Here is a 20,539-nt window from a genome sequence, read left to right as displayed (position 1 = left end):
TGCTAGAGTGCTGCCAAATTTCAGTGAGTGACCGTATGAGCACGGTCAATCGAGGGCAGTCCCATGAGCGAATCCGCAGACCATTTTCTGGCCCGCCTCAAGCAGCGCGATCCCGACCAGCCGGAATTCCACCAGGCCGTAGAGGAAGTGTTGCGCAGCCTCTGGCCGTTTCTCCAAGCCAACCCGCGCTACCTGCAGAGCGGTATCGTCGAGCGCATGGTCGAACCCGAGCGGGCCATCCTGTTCCGGGTGCCGTGGGTCGACGATCAGGGGCGGGTGCAGGTCAACCGTGGCTATCGGGTGCAGATGAGCAGCGCCATCGGCCCATACAAGGGTGGCCTGCGTTTCCACCCCTCGGTGAACCTGGGCGTGCTCAAGTTTCTCGCCTTCGAGCAGGTGTTCAAGAACTCGCTGACTTCGCTGCCGATGGGCGGCGGCAAGGGCGGCTCGGACTTCGACCCCAAGGGCAAGAGCGACAACGAAGTGATGCGCTTCTGCCAGTCGTTCATGAGCGAGTTGTATCGTCATATCGGTGCCGACCTCGACGTGCCGGCTGGTGACATCGGTGTGGGGGCGCGCGAGATCGGCTATATGTACGGCCAGTACAAGCGCCTGGCCAACCAGTTCAGCTCGGTGCTGACCGGCAAGGGCATCGCCTACGGCGGCAGCCTGATCCGCCCGGAAGCTACTGGCTTCGGCTGTGTGTATTTCGCCGAGGAAATGCTCAAGGGCCGTGGCCGGACCATCGATGACCTGCGTGTGGCTATTTCCGGTTCCGGCAACGTGGCGCAGTACGCCGCGCGCAAGGTGATGGATCTGGGTGGCAAGGTGATCTCGCTGTCCGACTCCGAAGGCACTCTGTACGCAGAGGCCGGCCTCAGCGAAGAACAGTGGCAACACCTGATGGAACTGAAGAACCTGCGTCGCGGGCGGCTCAGCGAGATGGCTGAGCAGTCTGGCTTGCAGTTCATCGCCGGCCAGCGCCCGTGGCACCTGCCATGCGATGTTGCGCTGCCATGCGCCACGCAGAACGAACTGAACGCTGAAGACGCCCGCAGCCTGCTGAGGAACGGCTGCTTCTGCGTGGCCGAAGGTGCCAACATGCCCTCGACCCTGGACGCCGTGGACCTGTTCATCGACGCCGAGATTCTCTACGCCCCAGGCAAGGCGTCCAACGCCGGCGGTGTAGCGGTCAGTGGCCTGGAAATGAGCCAGAACGCCATGCGCCTGCACTGGACGGCCGGCGAGGTCGACGAGCGCCTGCACGGCATCATGCAGTCGATCCACCATGCTTGCATTGGCTATGGCACCGAGCCAAACGGCTTTGTCAATTACGTCAAGGGCGCCAACATCGCCGGCTTCGTCAAAGTCGCCGATGCCATGCTGGCGCAAGGCGTGGTGTGAACCGAGTGGGGCCATTCACCGTCGGCTGACAGTACAGGGATGGGCGGTCACGATCTTCGCGGCAGTACGGCGCGGATAAATCGTGGTCGCCTGCCATTGATCAGGTTTTTCCTGCGGGCAGCCGAACCTCGGCGCCTGGACGCGGGCATTCGCCAGTGCCCCCAGTGCTCCTTTCTGTGCGTAAACGTACGCAGGCAGGACGACCTGGGGCTATCCTGTGTGGTGGGGAAGGGTATTTCCCATGGTCTTCAATCGAACGGTGGCAGCTATGTCCACGATGCCCACGCCGCAACAGAACCACCTTCTGGCGGCCTTGCCAGCCGACGTGCAGCAACGCCTGCTGGTGAATCTCGAGTTGATCCCCCTGCCGCTCGGCAAGGTCTTGTATGAATCCGGGGACGCCTTGCACCACGTCTATTTTCCGATCGACGCCATCGTGTCGTTGCTCTATGTGATGGAAAACGGCGCGTCGGCGGAGATTTCTGTGGTGGGCAATGAAGGCCTGATCGGCGTCGCCGTGTTCATGGGCGGCGAAAGCACCCCGAGCAGGGCGATCGTGCAGAGCGCCGGCTATGCCTTCCGCTTGCAAGGCAAGCAGTTCAAGGATGAGGTCAACCGCCATGGCGAGATGTTGCACCTCATGTTGCGCTATACCCAGGCGCTGCTGACGCAAATGGCGCAGACGGCCGTGTGCAACCGACACCATTCGATTGACCAGCAACTGTGCCGCTGGCTGCTGTTGTCGCTGGATCGCCTGCCAGGCGACCAGTTGAGCATGACCCAGGAACTGATCGCCAACATGCTTGGCGTACGCCGCGAAGGGGTTACCGAGGCCGCCGGCAAGTTGCAGAAGCTTGGCGTGATCGAATACAGCCGCGGGCATATCAGGGTGCTGGATCGGGGCAAACTCGAGCAGCTGAGTTGCGAGTGTTACGCCGTGGTCAAGAAAGAAACCGATCGCCTGCTGTTCTATGTTCCCGCCGAAGCGCGGCGAGGGCATCCAGCCCTGAGCTGACGAAGCGAGCAGGGGGCTTGCAGGTCAATGCGGGCTCGTCACGTGAATCACCGATTCGCTCAGGTTATCAAGCACGCTCAGATCATCCGATCTCGACTCGCCCTCGAGGCGGATCTCCTCATTGTTCCTGCCAATCCAGGTCGCAGCAGAAGACATAGAGCGTGCCGCCCACCTTGACGGTCTGCGAGACGGTGATGCACATGCGTGAATCGGCGACCGACAGATAGGGCCGGCTGATCTGAATGACCCCAGGTTGCTTCAGCGCCCGGTAGTGGTAGTGCTTGTGCGACCAGTTGGCGTTGTCGCCACATAACAGCGGCGCAAATCGCGCATTCATCTGCTGCTGGTAGTGCGGCGCATAGACATTGCGCGACACCTGATAACCGGCCTCATTGAGCAGATAACAGCGCACCGTGCGCGGGTCGCGGAAGAGTACGCCGCAGCTGTGGTCAAACTGCTGGTTGGCGGCAAAATGCGCCATGGCCTGGTGAAACAGGCCTTCTATTTCGCGCACATAGTGCTGCAAGTCGGCGCTGCGTTTGACGGTTTGCCACTGCTGGCCGCGCAGCAGGCTGTCGAAGGTAGTCACAAAGCTCTGCTCGGCGTTGATGCGGGCCTGTGGCTTGGCGAAATAGAAGCCCTGGATCATGTCGGCATTGGCCGCAATGGCCACCAGGGCCTCGTGTTCGCTTTCCACGCCTTCCACTACCACCAGGCTGCCAGCCTCATGCAGCAAGCTGACCATGCCAGTGAGAATCCGCTCCACCCGGCGCGAATGACCGGCGTCCTGGATCAGCCGGCGGTCGATCTTGACGATGTCGGGTTCCAGGTCCCAGATGCGGTCGAAGTTGGAATGCCCGGCGCCGAAGTCATCGATGGCGATCAGGCAACCCAGTTGGCGGAAATGGCTGATGAAGCGCTTCAGTTGGACATGATCGCTGACCTCACTTTCAATGATTTCGATCACCAGCCGATGCGCTGCAATGCCGCTTGCCTGCAGCAGGTTGCGGGTAAAGCCAATGTCCGGCTGTTCGCTGACCAGGTATTGCGAGTTCAAGTTGAGAAACAGCCAGGCCTGTCCCGTGACCTGGCGCGCAAAGTTGTGCACATGCAGGGTTCGGCAGGTGCGGTCCAGCTCCAGGCTTTCCCGGCCATTGTTCGGCATCGCCAGCAGGGTTGCTGGCGGCTCGGCGGTGCCATCGGCATGCTGGGCCCGAATCAGCCCTTCGTAGCCCACCGCTCGGCCGTGCGCGATACTGAAAATGGGCTGGAAATGGCTGCTCAGTGACAGGCCGCGATAGCGGCTGGAAATCATCGGCTCAGCCGGCCGGCCAGGGGCTGCCGGGCGGGCGGGTGCTGGCTGGTCGTAGCGCAACGGTTGGACGATATTGAGCATCTGCAGTTCCTTAGCGGCGCTGTAGCTGAGCCAGCGCCGCATCGACCAGGGCCAGTAGTTCGTCGATGGCTTGGCTGGCGCGTTGGAAGTAGGTCTTGGCGGCAATCACGGGTTGTTCCTGGCCGAGCAGTTCCTGTTTTATGCAGCGTAGAAAATCCGCCACCACCTGTTCGCGATGCTCCAGGCGCAACCCGCTGGCTTGCGGGTACTCAGTGGCATGACGCTGCAGGGTGGCAAAGGCCGTGCCGGCCAGTAGCTCGATCTTCTGGTAGAGAAAACGCATCCGCACGCGCTGCTCGGCACTGCTGTGGCCGGCCGCCGCGATGCCGGTGCCCAAGGCGCGCGCCTGGCCAGCCCATTCAGCGGCCTGAACCACCTCGCGCCAGATGCAGGGCAGGTAGTCCAGCTCGGCACGGCCCTCACTCAGATCGATTTCGCTTGCCACATCCTCCATCAGAAAGATGCTGTTGCGAATGATCAGGTGGTGTTGCGTCAGGTTGTTCGCCTGGTCGCGACTGCGCCCTACGCGCATGCGCGACCAGTGATCGATCAGGCTGTTCCAGGCGTCCCGGTGCGTGCTGTCGAGCTCCTGGGCGGCGCGGATATGCTGGTCCAGCCCCTGGCGCGCGATGGCAAGATCCTGGCTCAGGCTGGCATCGCCACAGAGCACACCGTTGCTCAGGCCGCGATGACGCTGAAAACCGGAGATCAGCGCGCGTAACAGAGCCAGCTGAGCAATGTTCAACTGCCTATGCTGGCGCCTTTGCCGCTGCAGGCGGCGGTGCAGGCCGTAGAACAGCAGGGTCGTTATGACCAGGGCGGTGGCGCCAGCGAGCAGGAGGGGGAATCCGGGCAATCCATTCATGCTGATTGTCCTGTCAGATGAGCCAGATGGTGGGCGATGGTGCGCGCCTGATCGGCGGCCAGCAGGTTGTCGGCATTGCCCTGACGGACGCGGTCGGCCAGTTCGGCGATTTCCGCGACGGCCTTGCCCTGTTGTTCGGTACTGACCGCCACTTGGTCGACCTGCTCGGTCAATTGCAGGGTGCGCTGCTGCACCTGATCGAGCAGGGTGCGCACCGCTGCGGAGCTGTGAGCGCTGTGATGCGCCAGATTAGTCAGGTCGGACACCTGGATCGTGGCGTCCTTGATGTGCTGTTGCACCGATTCGATGTTGCGGCTGATTTCGCTCGCCGACTCCTGGCTGTGCAAGGCCAGACGGCGTACTTCATCGGCCACCACGGCGAAACCGCGCCCGCTCTCACCGGCGCGGGCCGCTTCGATAGCGGCATTCAGGGCGAGCAAATTGGTTTGCGAGGCAATCCCGCGGATGGTGCCGGACATTTCATTGATGGTGCGTGAGTTGCTGTTCAGTTGCTGGATCAGTTCGTTGGTGCTGATGGCTTGCTGCGCCATCTCGGACACCTGCTGCACCAAATTGGTGAGCTGAGCGATGCCATCGGCCAGCTGCTCGCTGGCCACCACGCTGGTTTGCCGCGACTCATCCGCCAGCGCCGCCACCTGCACAATACTCACATTCAGTTGCTCCACCGCCGCTGCCGCGACAGTGGCCGATTGGCTTTGCCCTTCGGCATTGCGGGTCACCAGTGCCGCGCTTTGCTCGAGCTCGTGTGAGGAGTGGGATATTTCATCCAGGCGTTGCTGCAACAGCTGTTGTTGCCGTTGCGCGCGGTTCAGCCACTGCTGAAACCCTCGGCTAACGGGCTGCAGCAGCACCCACGCGGTCGCGCTGACTGACTCCTGGGCGCCATGCTGGGCGGCGTCTTCGCAGTAGCGTTGCAACTGCCCGATCTCCTGCTGCAGCAGCCACAGGCTGGCAATGGCCAGGTAGGCCAGTACTGTCCACAGTGGCCCTGTTGGCAGCGTCGGCGCAGCCAGTGTGCTGGCGCCGCCCATCAGGGTAATCGCCAGCAGCGTGCGGATCATGCCGACGATGCCCAGTTCGCGCAGTAGCAAGAACGCAGGGTAGGTAAGCCACTTCATGTGCCTGAATCTCCAACGCGGTAGCCAAAAAAAGCGCCTGAAGCCTCTGCGAAATAACCGCAGCGAGTTCAGGCGCCTTTGCCTTGCAGGAGCGAATCCTGCGGATGTGCTTGGTTAGAGAGCAAGAGTGATGCCAGTGACTACCGGTGTTGATCAAGGTGGCGGTCGGCGGCCCATGAAGGCAACAGATCACTCGTCGTGCTTGCGAGTGACAAGGCGGCTTCGGTAGCCCGACAGTGCGTTGATTAGCCGGGCAGCCGGCAGTGGGTGGCGGGCGCGCACAAGGCAGGGCGCGCCATGTGCACCAGTCAATCAGCGCTCTCTGCCGCTAGTGTCGCGCCAACGATGATATGTCGGTTAAACGCCAGGCTTGCGTGGGAGGGGCCGGGCGGCGTTCCGCTTTAGCCGTGATTGACCTTGAAGGTGCTGAAAGCATCGCGGCGAAAGCGGCCCGCAGGGCTGGCCAAGCTCGAAGCGAAAAGCTTCGCCCCGAGGTCGGGCCGCCTACTGCGAGGGCGCTCGATATTTTCACAACGTCTGAGCTCTGCAGCGGTTCAGAACCAGCGGTCGTTGCGTTTGCGCCCGCGGGTCATGGCCGGCAGGATCAGCCCGAGGAGCAGGCCAGCACCGGCGATGCCGGCGCCGTAGATCAGGTAGCGCATCAATAGCTGATTGTTCTCATCGCCCAGGCGCGCTTGCGCGGTGCGAAGCTCCGATTGGCTCTCGGTCAGCTCGACGTCGAGGCTCTTGCGGTGCTCTTGCAGTTCTTCAATCAACGCCTTGCGTGAGTCCAGGGTCTCCTGCAGGCCCTGGGTCCGGGTCTTCCAGCTGTCGTCGATGGTCTTGAGCTGGTCGCTGAGTTCGGCCACTTGCTGCTCCAGTTGCGGCAAGCGCTCGGCCTGGCCGGGCATCTCCTGCAGATCCCTACTGGGAATCCAGACGGTGGTGCCGGCCTCGCTGCGGATCTGGCTGTAGTCGCCCTGGGTGCTGATCAGCTCGACCTTCTGCCCGGATTGGAGGGTGCCGACTATGCGATAGCCGTCAGTCGGGCCGCTGCGTACATAGGTGTTCAGACTGTCGCTGACCCAGCGCTGATTGCCGGCGGTCTCCTGTGCATGAACGGGGCCGCAGACGGCGAGCAGGGCGCCGAGCAGACTGGCGCCAAAGGCTCGACGCTGCGCGCTGACCTCAAGGCAGGCAAGACGGGAGACAAGGGCAAAAAAATGACGAGATAGGGACATGATGACTTCACATAAAAAAGGAAAAGATAAAGGCTGCGATGGCCGCTCGATAAGCGCTGCGGCAAGAACCTGATAAGGCCCTGCCACCAAGCGACAGCGACGGCTTTGTCACGACTGCTGCGCAGATCGCGGCTTGCTGGGGAGAAACCGTTCTCCCGGGAGGGGCGCATGGCCCGTTGTGTCATCCCAAGATGACAGACACTCTAAGTTGCCTCGGGTTCACTCGCGGACCCGAGGCATCGTGAATGCTAGGCTTGGCGTAATTTGCCAGGGGCCCAGAACCTGGTCTGTGACCGGCTGCAAAGGGGGCTGCAAGGCACGGAAGGAAAAACCGACGTGAAGCGTGCGGTTTGTCCTATAAATAAATCCGTCCCCTTTTGATGGGGGCGGCGAAGAGTTCGTGCTGCTGTTACCCGAAACTAACTTGAAGCAGGCCTGCGCTCTAGCCGAGCGCCTGCGTGAGAAAATCTCGACGCTGCGCTGCGATACCGAACCGCTTGAACATCCGCTCACCGCCAGCCTCGGTGTAGCGCAGCATCGCCAGCAAAGGCTGCTGAACGAGGTCATCGCCGAAGCCGACAGCTGTCTCTACCGGGCCAAACAACAAGGCCGCAACCGCGTCTGCAGCACCGAGCAAGAGGGTATGCTGCAGCAGGTCGACAGTCACTGAGTACGATCAATGGGGTCCGATCAATGGGGCCAGAGTGATTGATTTTGCAGTCCAAGAGAATCAATGACACTGACCCCATTGATCCGCCATTGATCCCTACTACCGTTAAGCGCGCAGCGCGTCGACGACGCTGCGCGCGCTAGAAAAGCCGCGAAGACTTGAGCTGCCGAACAATGGCGGGCACACTGCCAGCACATAGGACATTCCCACCAACGGGGCGCAATCATGGACGTTGTGAAAACCCTCCAGCCGGGCAAGAACGGCACCAAACGCTTTGTCGAACGTTACGGCAACGACCTCGTAGCCGTGCGCTACCGCCGGGATGCCGAAAGCCATATCAGCTTCACCACCGTCGAACTGATCGTCGAGCGCAAGGAAAAGCCGCGAAAGACATTCACCGACACAATCACCCAGCGACAGTACAACCAGCAGACCGTGGCCGTACGCGTATTCTTCCGCGAGGAAGAGTTGCGACTTATGGTCAAACAAGCGGGCGGCATATGGCACCCGAAGAAAAAGGCTTGGCTGATACCTTACGAAGACGCCATCAAGCTCGGCCTACAAGAACGGATCATCCCAATATGATGATCAGATATGGATATGCGATGGCCACATCTGGACACTTATTCCTAGAAATGGATAGAGTGGCAGATATAGGCATGTCGCCTAATTGTAGTTAGCAGAACCCACCACAGGACTCAGTCGTGAATAAGAAAGGGATTTTTGAATCGTTAATTTATCTTGATAAAGATTATATTTCTGCAAAACATGAAGAGATTTCCGGCTTTAGCCCCATCACATCAATAACTAAAACCGAAGGGCTCAATGCAGGGGTTAGAATCCCGTTGTTAAGTGCAGGCGCAAGCTCAATAGAGAGTAAAACCTACGCAATATCTACAAATGCAATGCTTTCAAACTTAATCGAAGACCTAAGTCTGATCGATGAGTTCTCCAAATTTAACCATGCAATTGGACAGAAATCTAAAATTGCGTGGATTTCAGGTAGTCTTTCGGTCGCAAAAGTAAAACTGAGCCAAACTAAACAAACGTACACGCTTATCGGTGAACCCAAGAAAAGCGATACTCCTGTAACGGAACATCTAGCAGAGGAGCGCTTTTTCAAAATAAATGGAACAGGCAATGTTAATTTCGCACTAATAACATCGCCTGATTACTTTTTCTCCGGCATTGATTCCTTTCAATCTTTACTTGGAACGGTTGTACACCAAGTTGATATTCCAGTCCGAGCACTAATACGAGTTTTTTCATCAAAAAGCGCATTCGATGAATGGATTGCTACGCCACTCGTAATTATCGAGAGCGACTGCTAACAAGGCGCTCAAATCGCTCGCTTCGCTCACTGGGACTTGCTAAAGCAAGCCCCTTAGCTTAATCGTTAGCAGGTAAATAATGAAGCCGAAATCGCACACACTATTTCACTTTACAAAAAGCAGAGACACTCTAAAGAATGTGTTGAAGAGTGGTTTTTGGCCAAGATACTGCTTGGAAGATATACGTTGGATGAGCGAGGAGGATCACGAATATATCTCTTATCCAATTGTGTGTTTTTGTGATATTCCTTTATCTAGAATTAATGAGCATGTTGGCTTCTATGGCGAGTTTGGTTTAGGGCTAACCAAAAAATGGGCAGAGTCAAATGGTTTAAATCCAATAATGTACATCTCCCCAGGAAATCAAGTTTCTAAGGCATTCGGGGAAGTTAATGACCATGCAAACAAACTTCATCGTGAAGGAGATGGCGATGAAGAGGAGGCTAATGTAGAGCTTGCAAAAGTTACTATGCGCTATTTATTGGCACACACAAAGCCGCTTGAGGGTTCAATGGTCGTAGATGGATCGCCCGTACAAAAAGCCTTTTATCAAGAGTCAGAATGGCGCTACGTTCCTAGAAACGAAAAAATAAAAGAATATCTAAGAAGATCGGATTTTGAAGACTTTGAGCTATTGAGAGCGGAAAATGACAAAACAAAGGAGCATTGCCTTCTACGGTTCTCACCTCAGGACATTAAATATATTTTTGTAAAATCTGACGCGGACATTCCCGACATAATAAATTTCATTCAAACTGAACTGGATGCCTACCCAAGTGCTGACCTTAAGGTTTTGATGTCCAGGGTCACATCACTAGAAAGTATTTCACATGATGTATAGAGTTTCTCGCCGCCTCTGCTAACAAGGCGCTCAAATCGCTCGCTTCGCTCACTGGGACGGGCTAAAGCCCGCCCCTTAACCAAACGTTAGGGTCAGAGCAAAAATAGGAGTACGGCGCACATGGATGTCAGGTGTAATTCACTAAACGAAGTCCGCGAAAACATCGACAACATAGATCGCGAAATCGTGGCATTACTCGCAACACGCGGTAATTTTGTCACCCAAGCAGCATCTTTCAAAAAGACAACAAGCGAAGTAAAAGCACCCAACCGGGTAGAGCAAGTAATTTCAAAAGTCATATCACTTGCACAAGAGCAAGGAGCTAACCCTGCGGTAGTAGAAAGCGTCTACCGCGCCATGATTTCGGCTTTTATTGAGGCAGAGCTTAAAGAGCACTCGCGGCTTAACGAAAATCGTGGGAAACCCTAACAAATGGTTCAAGTCGTTCGCTTCGCTCACTCGGGACGGGCTAAAGCCCAATGTCATCAACTTAAGCAGTTTCTCTATAAATATCATATAATTAGCGCTCAAATTAGCGCATAGGAAAACTCCTTATGGCCTCTCATTCCACACCGTTTGACACCGCCCAGCAAACCCTGGCCTGAAAATTGTACAAAAAATAACCAGCCAGCTTGATTGTCCCGCCTTCATCGATACCCACCGCCAGCACCCTCAAGACTTTACCCGCCGACGTCAGCTGACCTTCAAGAACCTCGTCCTGTTCTTGCTCAATCAGCCGCGCACCGCCTTGCAGACCGAACTCGATCAGTTCTATCGCGTGCTAAATCAGGCCTCGGCCGAGACCCAGGTGGTTACCGCGCAAGCCTTCAGCAAGGCTCGCAGCAAGCTCAAGCCCGAGGTCTTCGAGAGCCTTAACCAAGTCCTTCAGCACCAGATCGACAGCCTCGGGCTGCGCCAGACGTGGTGCGGGCTACGCGTACTCGCCGTGGATGGCTCCACCGTACATTTACCGCTGGAGCCGGCCATGACGCGCTTCTTTGGCAGCCACAGCGAGTTTCCCGTTGCCCGCCTGTCCATGCTCTACGACGTCGCCGACGGCCAAACGCTGCACAGCCTGATCGTGCCATTCGAAGTCGGCGAGCGTGATTGCACCCACTTGCATCTCGCGCATCTGCCCCCTGACAGCCTGACGCTGTTTGATCGCGGCTACCCTGGGCACTGGTTGTTCGCGCTGTTCGAGCAGCAACGGCGGCATTTCCTGATGCGCCTGCCTTGTGGCTACAACGCGCAGGTCAAACAGTTTCTCCGGTCGGGTCAGGTCGAGGACACGCTGTTCTTCGCGGCCAGTCATCCAGAAGCGCGCTTGTTTTGTACCGAGGCCGGCGTCGATCCCACGGGCCAGGTCGAATTACGCTTGGTTCGGGTCGAGCTGGCGAGCGGTGAAAGCGAAGTGTTGCTGACCTCTCTGCTGGACCGGCAGGCCTTCCCGGCCGAGGTGTTTGCGGATCTCTACCACCGCCGATGGGGCATCGAGACGGACTACCGCCGCGTCAAGCAGACCCTGAGTCTGGACAACTTCAGCGGTCGCAGCGTGGTAGCGGTGAAGCAGGACTTTCATGCCGGGCAACTGCTGAAGAATCTGGGGCTGCTGATGAACTACCTGCTGCAACCGGTCATCGAGCAGCGCCACAAAGGCCGCAAGTTGCGCTGGAAGGTCAACTTCACCCAAGGGGTGTCGCGCCTCAAGAACACCTTGGTTGAGCTGCTGGTGCGCCCCTGTGCTCAGGGGCTGGCCAACGTGCTGGCGCTGATGACCAACAGTCTCAGCGCCGTGCGTCCAGGGCGCAGCTTCCCGCGTAAGCGCAAGCGCCCGGCCAGCCGCGGCTGCGAGGGGGCCAAACCGACGCGCTGAGAACCCGCACTACCGCCAAAAACGCCGTGCAAAAAAGCTGGCCAGAAGCGGTCGGTACGCGCTCGCCCGGAAAAAGAGAAACCCGCTCGCTAAGGCGAATTGGCGCCCATTAAGCTGCCGCCAAGGTTACACATGCGCTGAATCGGGGAGCAAAACCGGTGGCGGTGCTGCTGCAACCGAGCGCTCAAGCCCTGGATTTGCTTGCTCCAGGCAGGGCTGGGAGCTTAAGTTGATGACATTGGGCTAAAGCCCGCCCCTTAACCAAACGTTAGGCCTAATGAAAATTCTTATCTTTGGCAACTCCGGCTCGGGAAAATCCACGCTTGCTCAGTGCCTAGTTCAAGATCACGGATTGGCCCATCTCGATCTTGATTCAATCGTATGGGAACCCGGCAAAATTGCTGTTCCACGGGCACCAGAAGCTGTAAGCGAATCACTTCGAGCATTTCTTACCACCCATAAAAATTGGGTTATTGAGGGCTGCTACGGCGAACTCATTGAAGCAACTACAAATTATTGCTCTGAGTTGATCTTTCTTAACCCTGGGCTTGAGGTCTGTCTTGAGCACAACCGACATCGCCCATGGGAACCTCATAAGTATTCGTCTCAGCAAGCTCAAGATGAAATGCTAGAGAACCTACAAACTTGGGTTGCCGGCTACTATGAACGTCAAGATCAATGGTCGTACCACGCACACCGTCAGATTTTTGATACTTTTTCAGGCCACAAATGCGAACGATCTGCAGGCTAATCAGCGGTTGCCTAACAGCACTCAAATCGTTCGCTTCGCTCACTGGGACTGGCTAAAGCCAGCCCCTTAACCAAACGTTATGCACTCCGAAAGACATTAATTACCTACCAGGTTTAATACATGGATGATTTTTACATAGATAAAAAAGGCTTAGCTGCTTACTTTGAAATGCAGTGGCTAGATAAGTTACGAGATGACGGAGTACATGAAGTCCTAAAAAGCAAATCTAAGTCAGTACCCGATTATTTTATTTTATCAGATCACACTAGTAATGTGGCTCGCTTTATAAGCAGCGCTCTTGAGAGTGACTCTATTTCTCCGGAAACTGTTCTTGAAGTAGGACCTGCTCTTGGCAGGAATTGCTACGAGCTAGTAAAAAAATATGCTGATATAAAGTCCGTTACTGTAGTTGAACCATCTCAACGACTGCTCTCAAATTTCAAACGAATACTAATTGACGGCAGTGGCTGTGAATTTCCCTATATCAAGAGCGCAAACGAATTAGAGAGTTTATATTTTCAAACTGAGTCTATAACAAAAGATTGTAGTCATATTAATTTTTCTCTAATCAAAGCACCCTTTGAACGCGGATTAGTTGCAGGGAAGTTTGATTTAGTAATTTGCTTAAACGTTCTAGACCAATGTGAATCACCACAGAGCATGGTTGATGCTTTAAAGGAGGCAACTGCTATCAATGGTGTTATGGTTTTGTCATGCACCTATCAATGGAATAAGAAGCATCTAATTAATAAGTGTGAAGCTGTCGACAACATCAACGAGTATTTCGGCGATGGCTGGGTGAAGCTATCAGAGGATGAAAACGAGTACAAAATCAGGTTTAACGAAAGGTACTGTAAACTATTTCTTGCTCACATAGTTTCATACCGAAAAATTGGAATGTAGTTCTCAGGCCTATGCGTAACGAATCAATTCAACAAATCCTACAGCGCCGCCCATGTTTTACAAAAAAAATCGTAAAAGCTGGCACATTGCTAGGCTGCTGACTGGGGCGTTATGCACTAACCTCTACTGAAATTAGAAATACCGTCAATACGGTGAGGTTTTAATATAATCAGCCAAGGCTACAAACCAAGACGAGTAAAACCAATGGCTCAAGTGAAGCACATAACTAGCGGTTCAAATCGTTCGCTTCGCTCACTGGGACGGGCTAAAGTCAGCCCCTTAACCAAACGTTATGCAACACGGCCCTGACCATGAGTGAATTCGAGATAAAAATATTAACCGCGAAAAACTGGGAGTTATACAAATCCGCAAGATTGAGTTCTCTTAGGGATTCACCTGACTCTTTTGGCTCAACTTACGATCAGGAAACCACATTATCGGATGCTGAATGGCAGTCACGCTTAGATCTTAAATTCCGGGATATTGATGCTCTGCCATTAGTTGCAGAGCTAGATGGCAAGCCCGTCGGTGTTGCTTGGGGCTTTATACATAAGCCAGATTTGCGAATCGCCCACATCTATCAAATGTGGGTTTCGCCAGAGCTGAGAGGAAAAGGCATAGCGAAGTCACTGCTACGTGAAATTGAAGCATGGGCTATCAGCAGAGGGTGTGGCCTTATGGCACTTGCAGTCACAACAAGCAATGAAGCAGCAGTTAACTTGTATAGATCGTTTGGTTTTATCGCTGCTGGGCAGCTTGAAGAGCTAAGAATTGGTTCAGAGCGTATGGTTCAGCCAATGGTTATGAAGTTGAATAGTGCCGCCCAGCATTCAAACCGTTCGCTACGCTCACTGGGACGGGCTAAAGCCCGCGCCTTAACATAAGCGTTATACGCTACTAATTCCAGCATTGGAGTAAATAAAAATTATAGACAACATTAAATCTAATCGTATTGAATTGATTTCATCGTCAGCAACGCATATTCGCATAGAACTTGAAACGCCACATTTGCTTGCTGAGAAATTGAATTCAGTTGTTTCAAAGGACTGGCCGTCTGGTGAATACGACCGAAATGCAATGGTGTTTTTTTTATCTTGTTTCGAAAGCGGCGGTACAGCTGTCCAAGGGTGGTATGGATGGTATGCAATCAATATTGATGCTGTTTCAGGAGAACGGTCTCTAGTTGGTTCAGGTGGTTATTTCGGGCCTCCAGATAGTAACGGTGTAGTTGAGATCGGTTATTCTGTGTTGCCTGAGTGGCAGCGTCGTGGCTTTGCAAAAGAAATAGTAAGTGCGTTAGTTGCTCATGCATTGTCTTTTGAAAAAACAAACAGTATTATTGCTCGCACTTCACCGGTAAATGAAGCGTCTAAAAGAGTATTGATTTCTAGTGGCTTCAGGGAGACTGGAATTAATGAAAGCAATCTATGTTTCGAGTATGTAAGTAGCTAATGCTGCTTTTTTTATAATGAAGTGGTTGCGTATCACAAACGGTTCGAGTCGTTCGCTCCGCTTACTGGGGCGGGCTAAAATTCGCCCCATGACCTAAACGTTATATGTCTATCAATTAAGGTGTTATCAAAATGTCTCATTCAGAAGCAAAGTGTCTTTGTGGTGCTGTAAAAATTATCGCGGAAGAAATTAACCCTAAATTCACAGTGTGCCATTGCCAATCATGTAGAACTTGGGGAGGCGCACCATTCTTTGCTGTTAAGTGCGGTACTAAAGTTAAAATTGAAGGCGATGATAAAGTTAAAATGTATGAATCATCGTCTTGGGCCTCTCGCGGGTTTTGCACAGAGTGTGGGACTCATTTATTTTATAAATTCAAAGAAAGCGGCGAATATAATATGCCAGTAGGCATGTTTCCAAACTTGAAAGGTTTGGAAATGGATATGCAATATTTTAGTGACATGCGACCTGGTTATTATTGCTTTTCAAATGAAACAAAAGAAATGACAACAGCTGAAATAATGGCTCATTTCGCAGCAGAAATGTAATCGCACATATAACAAGTTAATCAACTTGGCTAACGCGAAAAGGGGGCGGATTTATTTATAGGCCAGACTGGCCGCTCCTGGTCGCTCTCAGCCCATCACGAAGGGCCGCTATGGGTCGAGGCTGTGTGGATACGCAGAAACAAACCGGATCAGGAAATATCGACCCGCCAGAACGCTGGGCATGCAATTTTCTCGTACTCGGGAATGGTAAGAGCACCCTTGAACATTAGCTATGGCCGCGTTTTCACACAGCCTCGAACCATTGCGGACATATGACAGGTCGCCAGTTCTGCTGCGCTCTCTGCTGGGAGCGCCCCCTAGTCTATTTCGAAAGTAGTGCCTTAATCAGGGCGTAGGTTGCGGTAATCCGCGCTTCATTGGGATAGTTGCGGTTCGCAAGGACCACGATGCCAAGGTTCTCGCTCGGAAGCACAGCAACATAGCCACCAAAGCCATTTGTCGATCCCGTTTTGTTGAGGATGACGTTTTTCTGCGGCGGGAGCGCGGGTTGGATCTTATTGACCTTCTGCGGGTGCAGGATGAAGTCGTAACCGTTCGCTGACTTCATCGTTTCAATATCTGCCGGCCATGTGTACTGCTCCCAGATCATGTCCTGCGTGAATTTTGCAGTGCTGAACTGGCCTTCTTGGGTGCGGCGCACTGCTGCCTCGAGTTGCGGCGATACTTTCCCGTATCCGAGCTCCACATCCAGGAGCTTGAGCATGTCACTGGCGGTCGTCTTCACCCCGTAAGCTTCAGCGTCAAGCACGCCGGGCGTTACGCGGATAGGCTTGTCGGTCTTTCGGTCGTAGCCGAAGGCATACCTATGCATCTCTTTCGCGGGAACATCGATCCAGGTGTTCTTCAAACCGAGCTCAGGGAACAGCACGGTCTGTACCGCCTGTGTATAGCTCATGCCCATCGCGTCAGCGGTAATGTGGCCGAGAAGGCCGACGCTAATGTTGGAGTAGCTACGTGCGCCGGGCTGGGGCGGCTTCCAGCCTTTCAGCCAGTTCACGAGTTGCTTGGTGTCGGTGATGTTATCGGGAACCTGCAGAGGCAACCCGCCCGAGTGATGGGTCGCCAAGTCCATCAGTGTCATATCGTTGCCGATCGAACAGGCATCCGCGCACAGATAATGGGCCACCTTGTCGTTAAGGGAGAGCTGGCCGCGTTGTTCGGCCAGAGCTGCCAGCGTCACGTTGAAGACCTTGCTGATCGACCCGAGCTCGAAAAGGGTGTCAGGGGTGACGGGACGGTTGTCGGCACGCGATGCCAGACCCGTGGCATAAAAGCGGTGTTGACCGTTCCTTGTTACACCCACAATAAGACCGGGGATTTTGTATTCCTCAATAGCCTGTGCGTAGGCGGCCCGGGCCTGCGCTTGAAACGTGTCGCCGCTTGCGAAGGCGGGTATCAAGGCAGACGTTGAGGCAATCAGAGCAATGGCTATCAATGATCTATGGCAGGTCATCTGAAGTCCTTCGGTATGCGATAAAAAATAACTGCGGGTGGGGCAACATGCCGAAAGGCAAACTGAGGGCGTCGTCTTCAACGGAAGACCGGCGGAATTATGTCGATGCGCCCGTAACATTGCCAACCGGCGGTGCTCGGTGTGGTCGAGGTCAGCAGGCTGTCGGCAGTTTGACCAGATGAACAGTTGGGGCAGACCACGATATCGATGCTGCTGGGAGTCCGTTTCGGCCGGTTTCTTGCGTTCCTGAACGGCAAAATTGAGGCGATCACTGCCTGTCGTGTCTCTGCCGCCTGCTGGTCAAGCATGATGCAAGCGGTGATCAGCCCCAACGCAATTTGGCTGCTCAGATGCGTAAGTTGCGCAGGCCCGACTAAAAATCTCTCGACGAATGCCGCAGGCTGGGGCGTGCCTAGCCATTGGGTTCCCCGATCCATTTCGAGTTGAACCGATCTATCCCCTTCATAACCTCTTAGGCGTCGCGGGATGATGAGGGCGAAGCGGCTCAGAATCCGCCTATTTGGGCTGCGAAAGTCGAACAATGTAATTCTAAAAATATATATAAATATCAGTAAGCTATGGACTGTATCGGGTGCGAAAGACAAATCGAGGTGATAGAGGTAGTCCGTATCCTTTCGGGTCCTTTTTTGTATGAAAAATCCGGGCTAGACGTGCGTCACAGCGGATGCCCGCCAGGTGTGGACGTTTAACCCTGGTTACAGCGCAAACCCCCGTCATGATATCGTTTCGACATTACAGGGCCGCGATGCTCGCCAAACAGCTATGCAGCCGCTGTCTTGCGGAGCAGTTGTCGCTAAAATTTCCCTCGCGGCTAGGCTAAGCAAAAACAGGTTCCATTGCCGGGCGGCTGGAGACGCTCGCGAGAGCAGGTCGGCATACACCTTTAGCGTCGGTAACTCGATTAGTTCAACAAGCGGGTAGTTGCGGGGAGTCGCCAGGCTTATGACGAGTAAACCGAGCAGAGCAATTCTGGGGACATCCACCCAGTGGCGCATGAATGGATGGGGCAAATACGTCATTCTTGCCGGTTTCATGCTGCTGTGGATAATCGCTGCGCTGGCCATTTACCGTGACGCCCAGCAGATAGCCGCCAATACCCAACAGAAGATCCGCAACGAGATGCGGCTTGAAGCGCAAACCATGGCTGAAAAGCTGGCCGGGGTGCTGGAGCGAACCTACGTCACTATCAAAACCATCTCGTTATTGCCGGCAGTGCGTAGTGCGGCCCCGCGCAATCGCCGCAGCATCCATGACGACGTCGTCAAGCTGGGGCACTTCGGCGATGGTGACGCCAATACCATCCAGCAACTGTATAACCACGTTTCCACCGATGTCGCGGTATCTGAGGTGTATCTGGTATATGACAGCTTCGCCCCCGAACGGGGTGAAGTGCCTTTCCTGATGTTTGACCAGGTGCTGCTGGAGCGTATCGCCAACGCGCAAGAAGCAGACAACACTCACGAACAGGACGAGCCCGAAGAGTACGAAGCTGCCGAGTATGCCGAATATGTGCGGCAACTCAGCTACTTGCGGCAATACCATGCCCAATTGCCTCGCGACGCCCCCGAAGGCATTGCGGCGGTGACTTCATCGCTGCTGCGAACCTGCGATAACTCCCAGTACACCTCGATTGCCAACGGCGACGAGCGCGATACCTTGGGTATTCTGCTGTCCGTGCCTATCTACGATCAGGCCAACAAACAGTTCAAAGGGCTGGTGACCGCCGTGCTGCGGGCCAATGCACTGGAGGCCGTCCTGAACGGCTGGCCCAGGCTGCCCATCACCGCTGCGGACAAAGCGTTTCTGGCCCAGCAGCAGATTGACCTCGCCACTCCGGCCGCCGAATACCTGCTGGAGAATCGCCAGACCGGCGTGCGCATCATGGATAGACGCAACCTAGACCTGCCGGATTTCCTCACGGGTAAGCAGCAAGCGGCCATTCATCTCGAGCAAACCATCCGGTTGCCCTTCTCCGAGGCGTGGCAGTTGCATCGGTATAAGTCGGTGGCCGACCTCAACGTGGCAATTGATCCAATCCGCAGAGACATGTGGCAGCGACTGGCGCTGTTAAGCCTGCTGATTGCCGGGTTCGCGCTAGCGGTGGAACGTGTCTTCGCCATGCAGCGTCGGTCTACCCGTGAGCTGTCGCAAATGGCCAACTACGACGCCCTGACCGGCTTACCCAATCGGCGCCTGGTCGCCGAACACTTGTCAAATTCGTTGAGCCGGAAACTGACCCTGGATCATCAGTACGCCGTGCTGATGATCGATCTCGATGACTTCAAGGAAATTAACGACACGCTCGGCCACCAGGTCGGCGACAGTCTGCTGATCGAGGTATCGCGGCGCTTCGTCCACAGCCTGCGCGCCTCAGACCAGCTGTTGCAGCTGCATAATCACAACCCCTTGGGCAATCCAGGCGGCAGTCCCCTGAATGAGAACGAGTCGATGGTCGGCCGCCTGGGGGGCGATGAGTTTCTGGTGTTGCTGCCCAATCTTCCCGACCTCGAACAGGTCATGGGCGTGGCCGAACGCCTGCACGCGAGCCTGAGCGAGCCCATCGCCTTGGGCCCGGACAAGATTTACGTGCATGCCAGTATCGGCATCGCCGCTTACCCGGACCATGGCCAAACGGGTGCTTCGTTGTTACGCAGCGCCGATACGGCAATGTACCTGGCGAAGCGCCAGGGACGTGGGCAGACGGTGGTGTTTCAGCAGGAATTCGACGACAAATCCCGGCAGCGCCTGCAGTTGCTCACCGACTTGCACTCGGCCCTAACGGAACAACAATTCGTCCTCCACTACCAGCCGGAACTGAACCTGGCCACCGGCGACATCGACTCGGTCGAGGCCTTGATACGCTGGCAACACCCGCTCCTGGGGCTGGTGCACCCGGCAGATTTTATCCATCTGTTGGAGCAGTCCGGCTTGATCACAGACGTCGGGCGGTGGGTGTTGGAAACGGCCTGCCGGCAACTGAAAGAATGGCAGGACCAGGGCTCACCGATTAAGCACATGTGCGTCAACGTATCGATCAAGCAACTGGCGCATCCGGCATTTGCCGACTCGCTGCTCAACACCTTAGATCAAGCTGGCATAGCGCCTGATGCACTCTGTCTTGAGCTGACCGAATCGATGCTGATGCAGCAGCCGGAGGCCAACATTCAACTCCTGCGCAGCATACGCATGACCGGGGTGAAGATTGCCCTGGATGACTTCGGCACCGGCTACTCGTCACTCAGCCACCTGCGCCAACTGCCATTGGACGTGCTGAAGATCGACCGCAGTTTCGTCATCGACATGCAAACCGACGAAGGCCTCGCCATCTGCGAAACCCTGATGACCTTGGCCCAGCGCTTGGGGCTCAAGGTCATTGCCGAAGGCATAGAGACAGCCGAGCAATACTGCACCATGAATAGAGTCGGCAGTGACTGGATGCAGGGCTACTTGATTGCCCGCCCGCTGCCGGCGGAGCAAGCCGATCAATTCGCGCAGACTTTCGACTGGAGAAAATTCAAGGCTGCTAATGGCCTGCAACAACATCCGCCCGGATGGACGCCATTAAGGGGCTACTCCCGCGAGTCACCTTAACTGTCTCGGGCGCACTGAGACGTA

At 55.2% G+C, this 20,539-nt stretch carries 19 protein-coding genes; 14 read left to right on the top strand and 5 right to left on the bottom strand.

Going from position 1 to position 20,539, the window contains the following annotated elements:
• The first annotated feature begins 63 nt into the window (after window positions 1-63).
• Both gdhA and VCJ09_RS17660 read left to right on the top strand, forming a co-directional pair.
• Window positions 64-1,404, top strand: a complete 1,341-nt coding sequence (gene gdhA, locus VCJ09_RS17665) for an NADP-specific glutamate dehydrogenase (RefSeq protein WP_324731407.1) — start codon at window positions 64-66, stop codon at window positions 1,402-1,404.
• 268 nt (window positions 1,405-1,672) lie between these two features.
• Window positions 1,673-2,419: a Crp/Fnr family transcriptional regulator gene (locus VCJ09_RS17660; RefSeq protein ID WP_324731406.1), complete on the top strand. Its 747-nt coding sequence runs from the start codon at window positions 1,673-1,675 to the stop codon at window positions 2,417-2,419.
• A gap of 118 nt (window positions 2,420-2,537) precedes the next feature.
• Here the strand turns inward: VCJ09_RS17660 and VCJ09_RS17655 are convergent, their stop codons facing one another.
• The 4 genes from VCJ09_RS17655 to VCJ09_RS17640 form a co-directional block, all read right to left on the bottom strand.
• Complete coding sequence (locus VCJ09_RS17655) at window positions 2,538-3,815, bottom strand: EAL domain-containing protein (protein WP_324731405.1); 1,278 nt, start codon at window positions 3,813-3,815, stop codon at window positions 2,538-2,540.
• A 10-nt stretch (window positions 3,816-3,825) separates the two neighbouring features.
• The gene (locus VCJ09_RS17650) at window positions 3,826-4,680 is read right to left on the bottom strand and encodes a nitrate- and nitrite sensing domain-containing protein (protein ID WP_324731404.1); all 855 of its coding nucleotides are present in this window, start codon (window positions 4,678-4,680) and stop codon (window positions 3,826-3,828) included.
• Window positions 4,677-5,732, bottom strand: a complete 1,056-nt coding sequence (locus VCJ09_RS17645) for a methyl-accepting chemotaxis protein (RefSeq protein ID WP_407693050.1) — start codon at window positions 5,730-5,732, stop codon at window positions 4,677-4,679. Before VCJ09_RS17645 ends, VCJ09_RS17650 begins: the two co-directional genes overlap by 4 nt.
• Window positions 5,733-6,373: 641 nt before the next feature.
• Entirely contained in the window at window positions 6,374-7,060 is a 687-nt protein-coding gene (locus VCJ09_RS17640; protein WP_324731402.1) for a TIGR04211 family SH3 domain-containing protein, read from the bottom strand.
• Between the two features lie 400 nt (window positions 7,061-7,460).
• Here VCJ09_RS17640 and VCJ09_RS24885 point away from each other — a divergent pair, with 400 nt between their 5' ends.
• From VCJ09_RS24885 to VCJ09_RS17585, 11 genes are all read left to right on the top strand, one after another.
• Window positions 7,461-7,730 carry a GGDEF domain-containing protein gene (locus tag VCJ09_RS24885; RefSeq protein WP_407692978.1) on the top strand — a complete coding sequence of 90 codons (270 nt, stop codon included), beginning with the start codon at window positions 7,461-7,463 and terminating at the stop codon, window positions 7,728-7,730.
• A 225-nt stretch (window positions 7,731-7,955) separates the two neighbouring features.
• Complete coding sequence (locus tag VCJ09_RS17630; RefSeq protein ID WP_324731400.1) at window positions 7,956-8,315, top strand: hypothetical protein; 360 nt, start codon at window positions 7,956-7,958, stop codon at window positions 8,313-8,315.
• A 119-nt stretch (window positions 8,316-8,434) separates the two neighbouring features.
• On the top strand, window positions 8,435-9,061 hold the full coding sequence (locus tag VCJ09_RS17625; protein WP_324731399.1) for a hypothetical protein: 627 nt from the start codon (window positions 8,435-8,437) through the stop codon (window positions 9,059-9,061).
• A gap of 79 nt (window positions 9,062-9,140) precedes the next feature.
• A complete protein-coding gene (locus VCJ09_RS17620) occupies window positions 9,141-9,902 on the top strand; it encodes an abortive infection system antitoxin AbiGi family protein (RefSeq protein ID WP_324731398.1) in 762 nt (253 codons plus the stop codon).
• 120 nt (window positions 9,903-10,022) lie between these two features.
• Window positions 10,023-10,331: a chorismate mutase gene (locus VCJ09_RS17615; RefSeq protein WP_324731397.1), complete on the top strand. Its 309-nt coding sequence runs from the start codon at window positions 10,023-10,025 to the stop codon at window positions 10,329-10,331.
• A gap of 172 nt (window positions 10,332-10,503) precedes the next feature.
• Window positions 10,504-11,775 carry an IS4 family transposase gene (locus VCJ09_RS17610; protein ID WP_324734620.1) on the top strand — a complete coding sequence of 424 codons (1,272 nt, stop codon included), beginning with the start codon at window positions 10,504-10,506 and terminating at the stop codon, window positions 11,773-11,775.
• Between the two features lie 277 nt (window positions 11,776-12,052).
• Window positions 12,053-12,526, top strand: a complete 474-nt coding sequence (locus VCJ09_RS17605) for a P-loop NTPase family protein (RefSeq protein WP_324731396.1) — start codon at window positions 12,053-12,055, stop codon at window positions 12,524-12,526.
• 120 nt (window positions 12,527-12,646) lie between these two features.
• The gene (locus tag VCJ09_RS17600; protein WP_324731395.1) at window positions 12,647-13,429 is read left to right on the top strand and encodes a class I SAM-dependent methyltransferase; all 783 of its coding nucleotides are present in this window, start codon (window positions 12,647-12,649) and stop codon (window positions 13,427-13,429) included.
• A 311-nt stretch (window positions 13,430-13,740) separates the two neighbouring features.
• Window positions 13,741-14,313: a GNAT family N-acetyltransferase gene (locus VCJ09_RS17595; RefSeq protein WP_324731393.1), complete on the top strand. Its 573-nt coding sequence runs from the start codon at window positions 13,741-13,743 to the stop codon at window positions 14,311-14,313.
• 124 nt (window positions 14,314-14,437) lie between these two features.
• The gene (locus VCJ09_RS17590; protein ID WP_324731392.1) at window positions 14,438-14,881 is read left to right on the top strand and encodes a GNAT family N-acetyltransferase; all 444 of its coding nucleotides are present in this window, start codon (window positions 14,438-14,440) and stop codon (window positions 14,879-14,881) included.
• 131 nt (window positions 14,882-15,012) lie between these two features.
• Window positions 15,013-15,429 (top strand): GFA family protein, encoded by a 417-nt coding sequence (locus VCJ09_RS17585; RefSeq protein WP_324731391.1) that lies wholly within the window; start codon window positions 15,013-15,015, stop codon window positions 15,427-15,429.
• A 322-nt stretch (window positions 15,430-15,751) separates the two neighbouring features.
• Here VCJ09_RS17585 and ampC read toward each other — a convergent pair whose 3' ends face one another.
• Window positions 15,752-16,903 carry a class C beta-lactamase gene (gene ampC, locus VCJ09_RS17580; protein ID WP_324731390.1) on the bottom strand — a complete coding sequence of 384 codons (1,152 nt, stop codon included), beginning with the start codon at window positions 16,901-16,903 and terminating at the stop codon, window positions 15,752-15,754.
• A 1,014-nt stretch (window positions 16,904-17,917) separates the two neighbouring features.
• Between ampC and VCJ09_RS17575 the strand changes: the two genes are divergently transcribed.
• Window positions 17,918-20,515, top strand: coding sequence for a putative bifunctional diguanylate cyclase/phosphodiesterase (locus VCJ09_RS17575; protein WP_324731389.1), 2,598 nt, complete (start codon window positions 17,918-17,920; stop codon window positions 20,513-20,515).
• Window positions 20,516-20,539 lie beyond the last annotated feature (24 nt).

The organism is Pseudomonas paeninsulae, assembly GCF_035621475.1.
Lineage (GTDB): Bacteria > Pseudomonadota > Gammaproteobacteria > Pseudomonadales > Pseudomonadaceae > Aquipseudomonas > Aquipseudomonas paeninsulae.
The sequence above is the reverse complement of the archived record's forward strand: the minus strand, read 5'-3'. Positions and strand labels throughout refer to the sequence as shown.

What these genes read in the sequence shown, in the direction of transcription:
- gdhA (WP_324731407.1), top strand. Translation starts at nt 64, where the DNA reads ATGAGCGAATCCGCAGACCATTTTCTGGCCCGCCTCAAGCAGCGCGAT.
- VCJ09_RS17660 (WP_324731406.1), top strand. Translation starts at nt 1,673, where the DNA reads ATGTCCACGATGCCCACGCCGCAACAGAACCACCTTCTGGCGGCCTTG.
- VCJ09_RS17655 (WP_324731405.1), bottom strand. Translation starts at nt 3,815, where the DNA reads ATGCTCAATATCGTCCAACCGTTGCGCTACGACCAGCCAGCACCCGCC.
- VCJ09_RS17650 (WP_324731404.1), bottom strand. Translation starts at nt 4,680, where the DNA reads ATGAATGGATTGCCCGGATTCCCCCTCCTGCTCGCTGGCGCCACCGCC.
- VCJ09_RS17645 (WP_407693050.1), bottom strand. Translation starts at nt 5,732, where the DNA reads ATGGGCGGCGCCAGCACACTGGCTGCGCCGACGCTGCCAACAGGGCCA.
- VCJ09_RS17640 (WP_324731402.1), bottom strand. Translation starts at nt 7,060, where the DNA reads ATGTCCCTATCTCGTCATTTTTTTGCCCTTGTCTCCCGTCTTGCCTGC.
- VCJ09_RS17630 (WP_324731400.1), top strand. Translation starts at nt 7,956, where the DNA reads ATGGACGTTGTGAAAACCCTCCAGCCGGGCAAGAACGGCACCAAACGC.
- VCJ09_RS17620 (WP_324731398.1), top strand. Translation starts at nt 9,141, where the DNA reads ATGAAGCCGAAATCGCACACACTATTTCACTTTACAAAAAGCAGAGAC.
- VCJ09_RS17615 (WP_324731397.1), top strand. Translation starts at nt 10,023, where the DNA reads ATGGATGTCAGGTGTAATTCACTAAACGAAGTCCGCGAAAACATCGAC.
- VCJ09_RS17605 (WP_324731396.1), top strand. Translation starts at nt 12,053, where the DNA reads ATGAAAATTCTTATCTTTGGCAACTCCGGCTCGGGAAAATCCACGCTT.
- VCJ09_RS17600 (WP_324731395.1), top strand. Translation starts at nt 12,647, where the DNA reads ATGGATGATTTTTACATAGATAAAAAAGGCTTAGCTGCTTACTTTGAA.
- VCJ09_RS17595 (WP_324731393.1), top strand. Translation starts at nt 13,741, where the DNA reads ATGAGTGAATTCGAGATAAAAATATTAACCGCGAAAAACTGGGAGTTA.
- VCJ09_RS17585 (WP_324731391.1), top strand. Translation starts at nt 15,013, where the DNA reads ATGTCTCATTCAGAAGCAAAGTGTCTTTGTGGTGCTGTAAAAATTATC.
- ampC (WP_324731390.1), bottom strand. Translation starts at nt 16,903, where the DNA reads ATGACCTGCCATAGATCATTGATAGCCATTGCTCTGATTGCCTCAACG.
- VCJ09_RS17575 (WP_324731389.1), top strand. Translation starts at nt 17,918, where the DNA reads ATGAATGGATGGGGCAAATACGTCATTCTTGCCGGTTTCATGCTGCTG.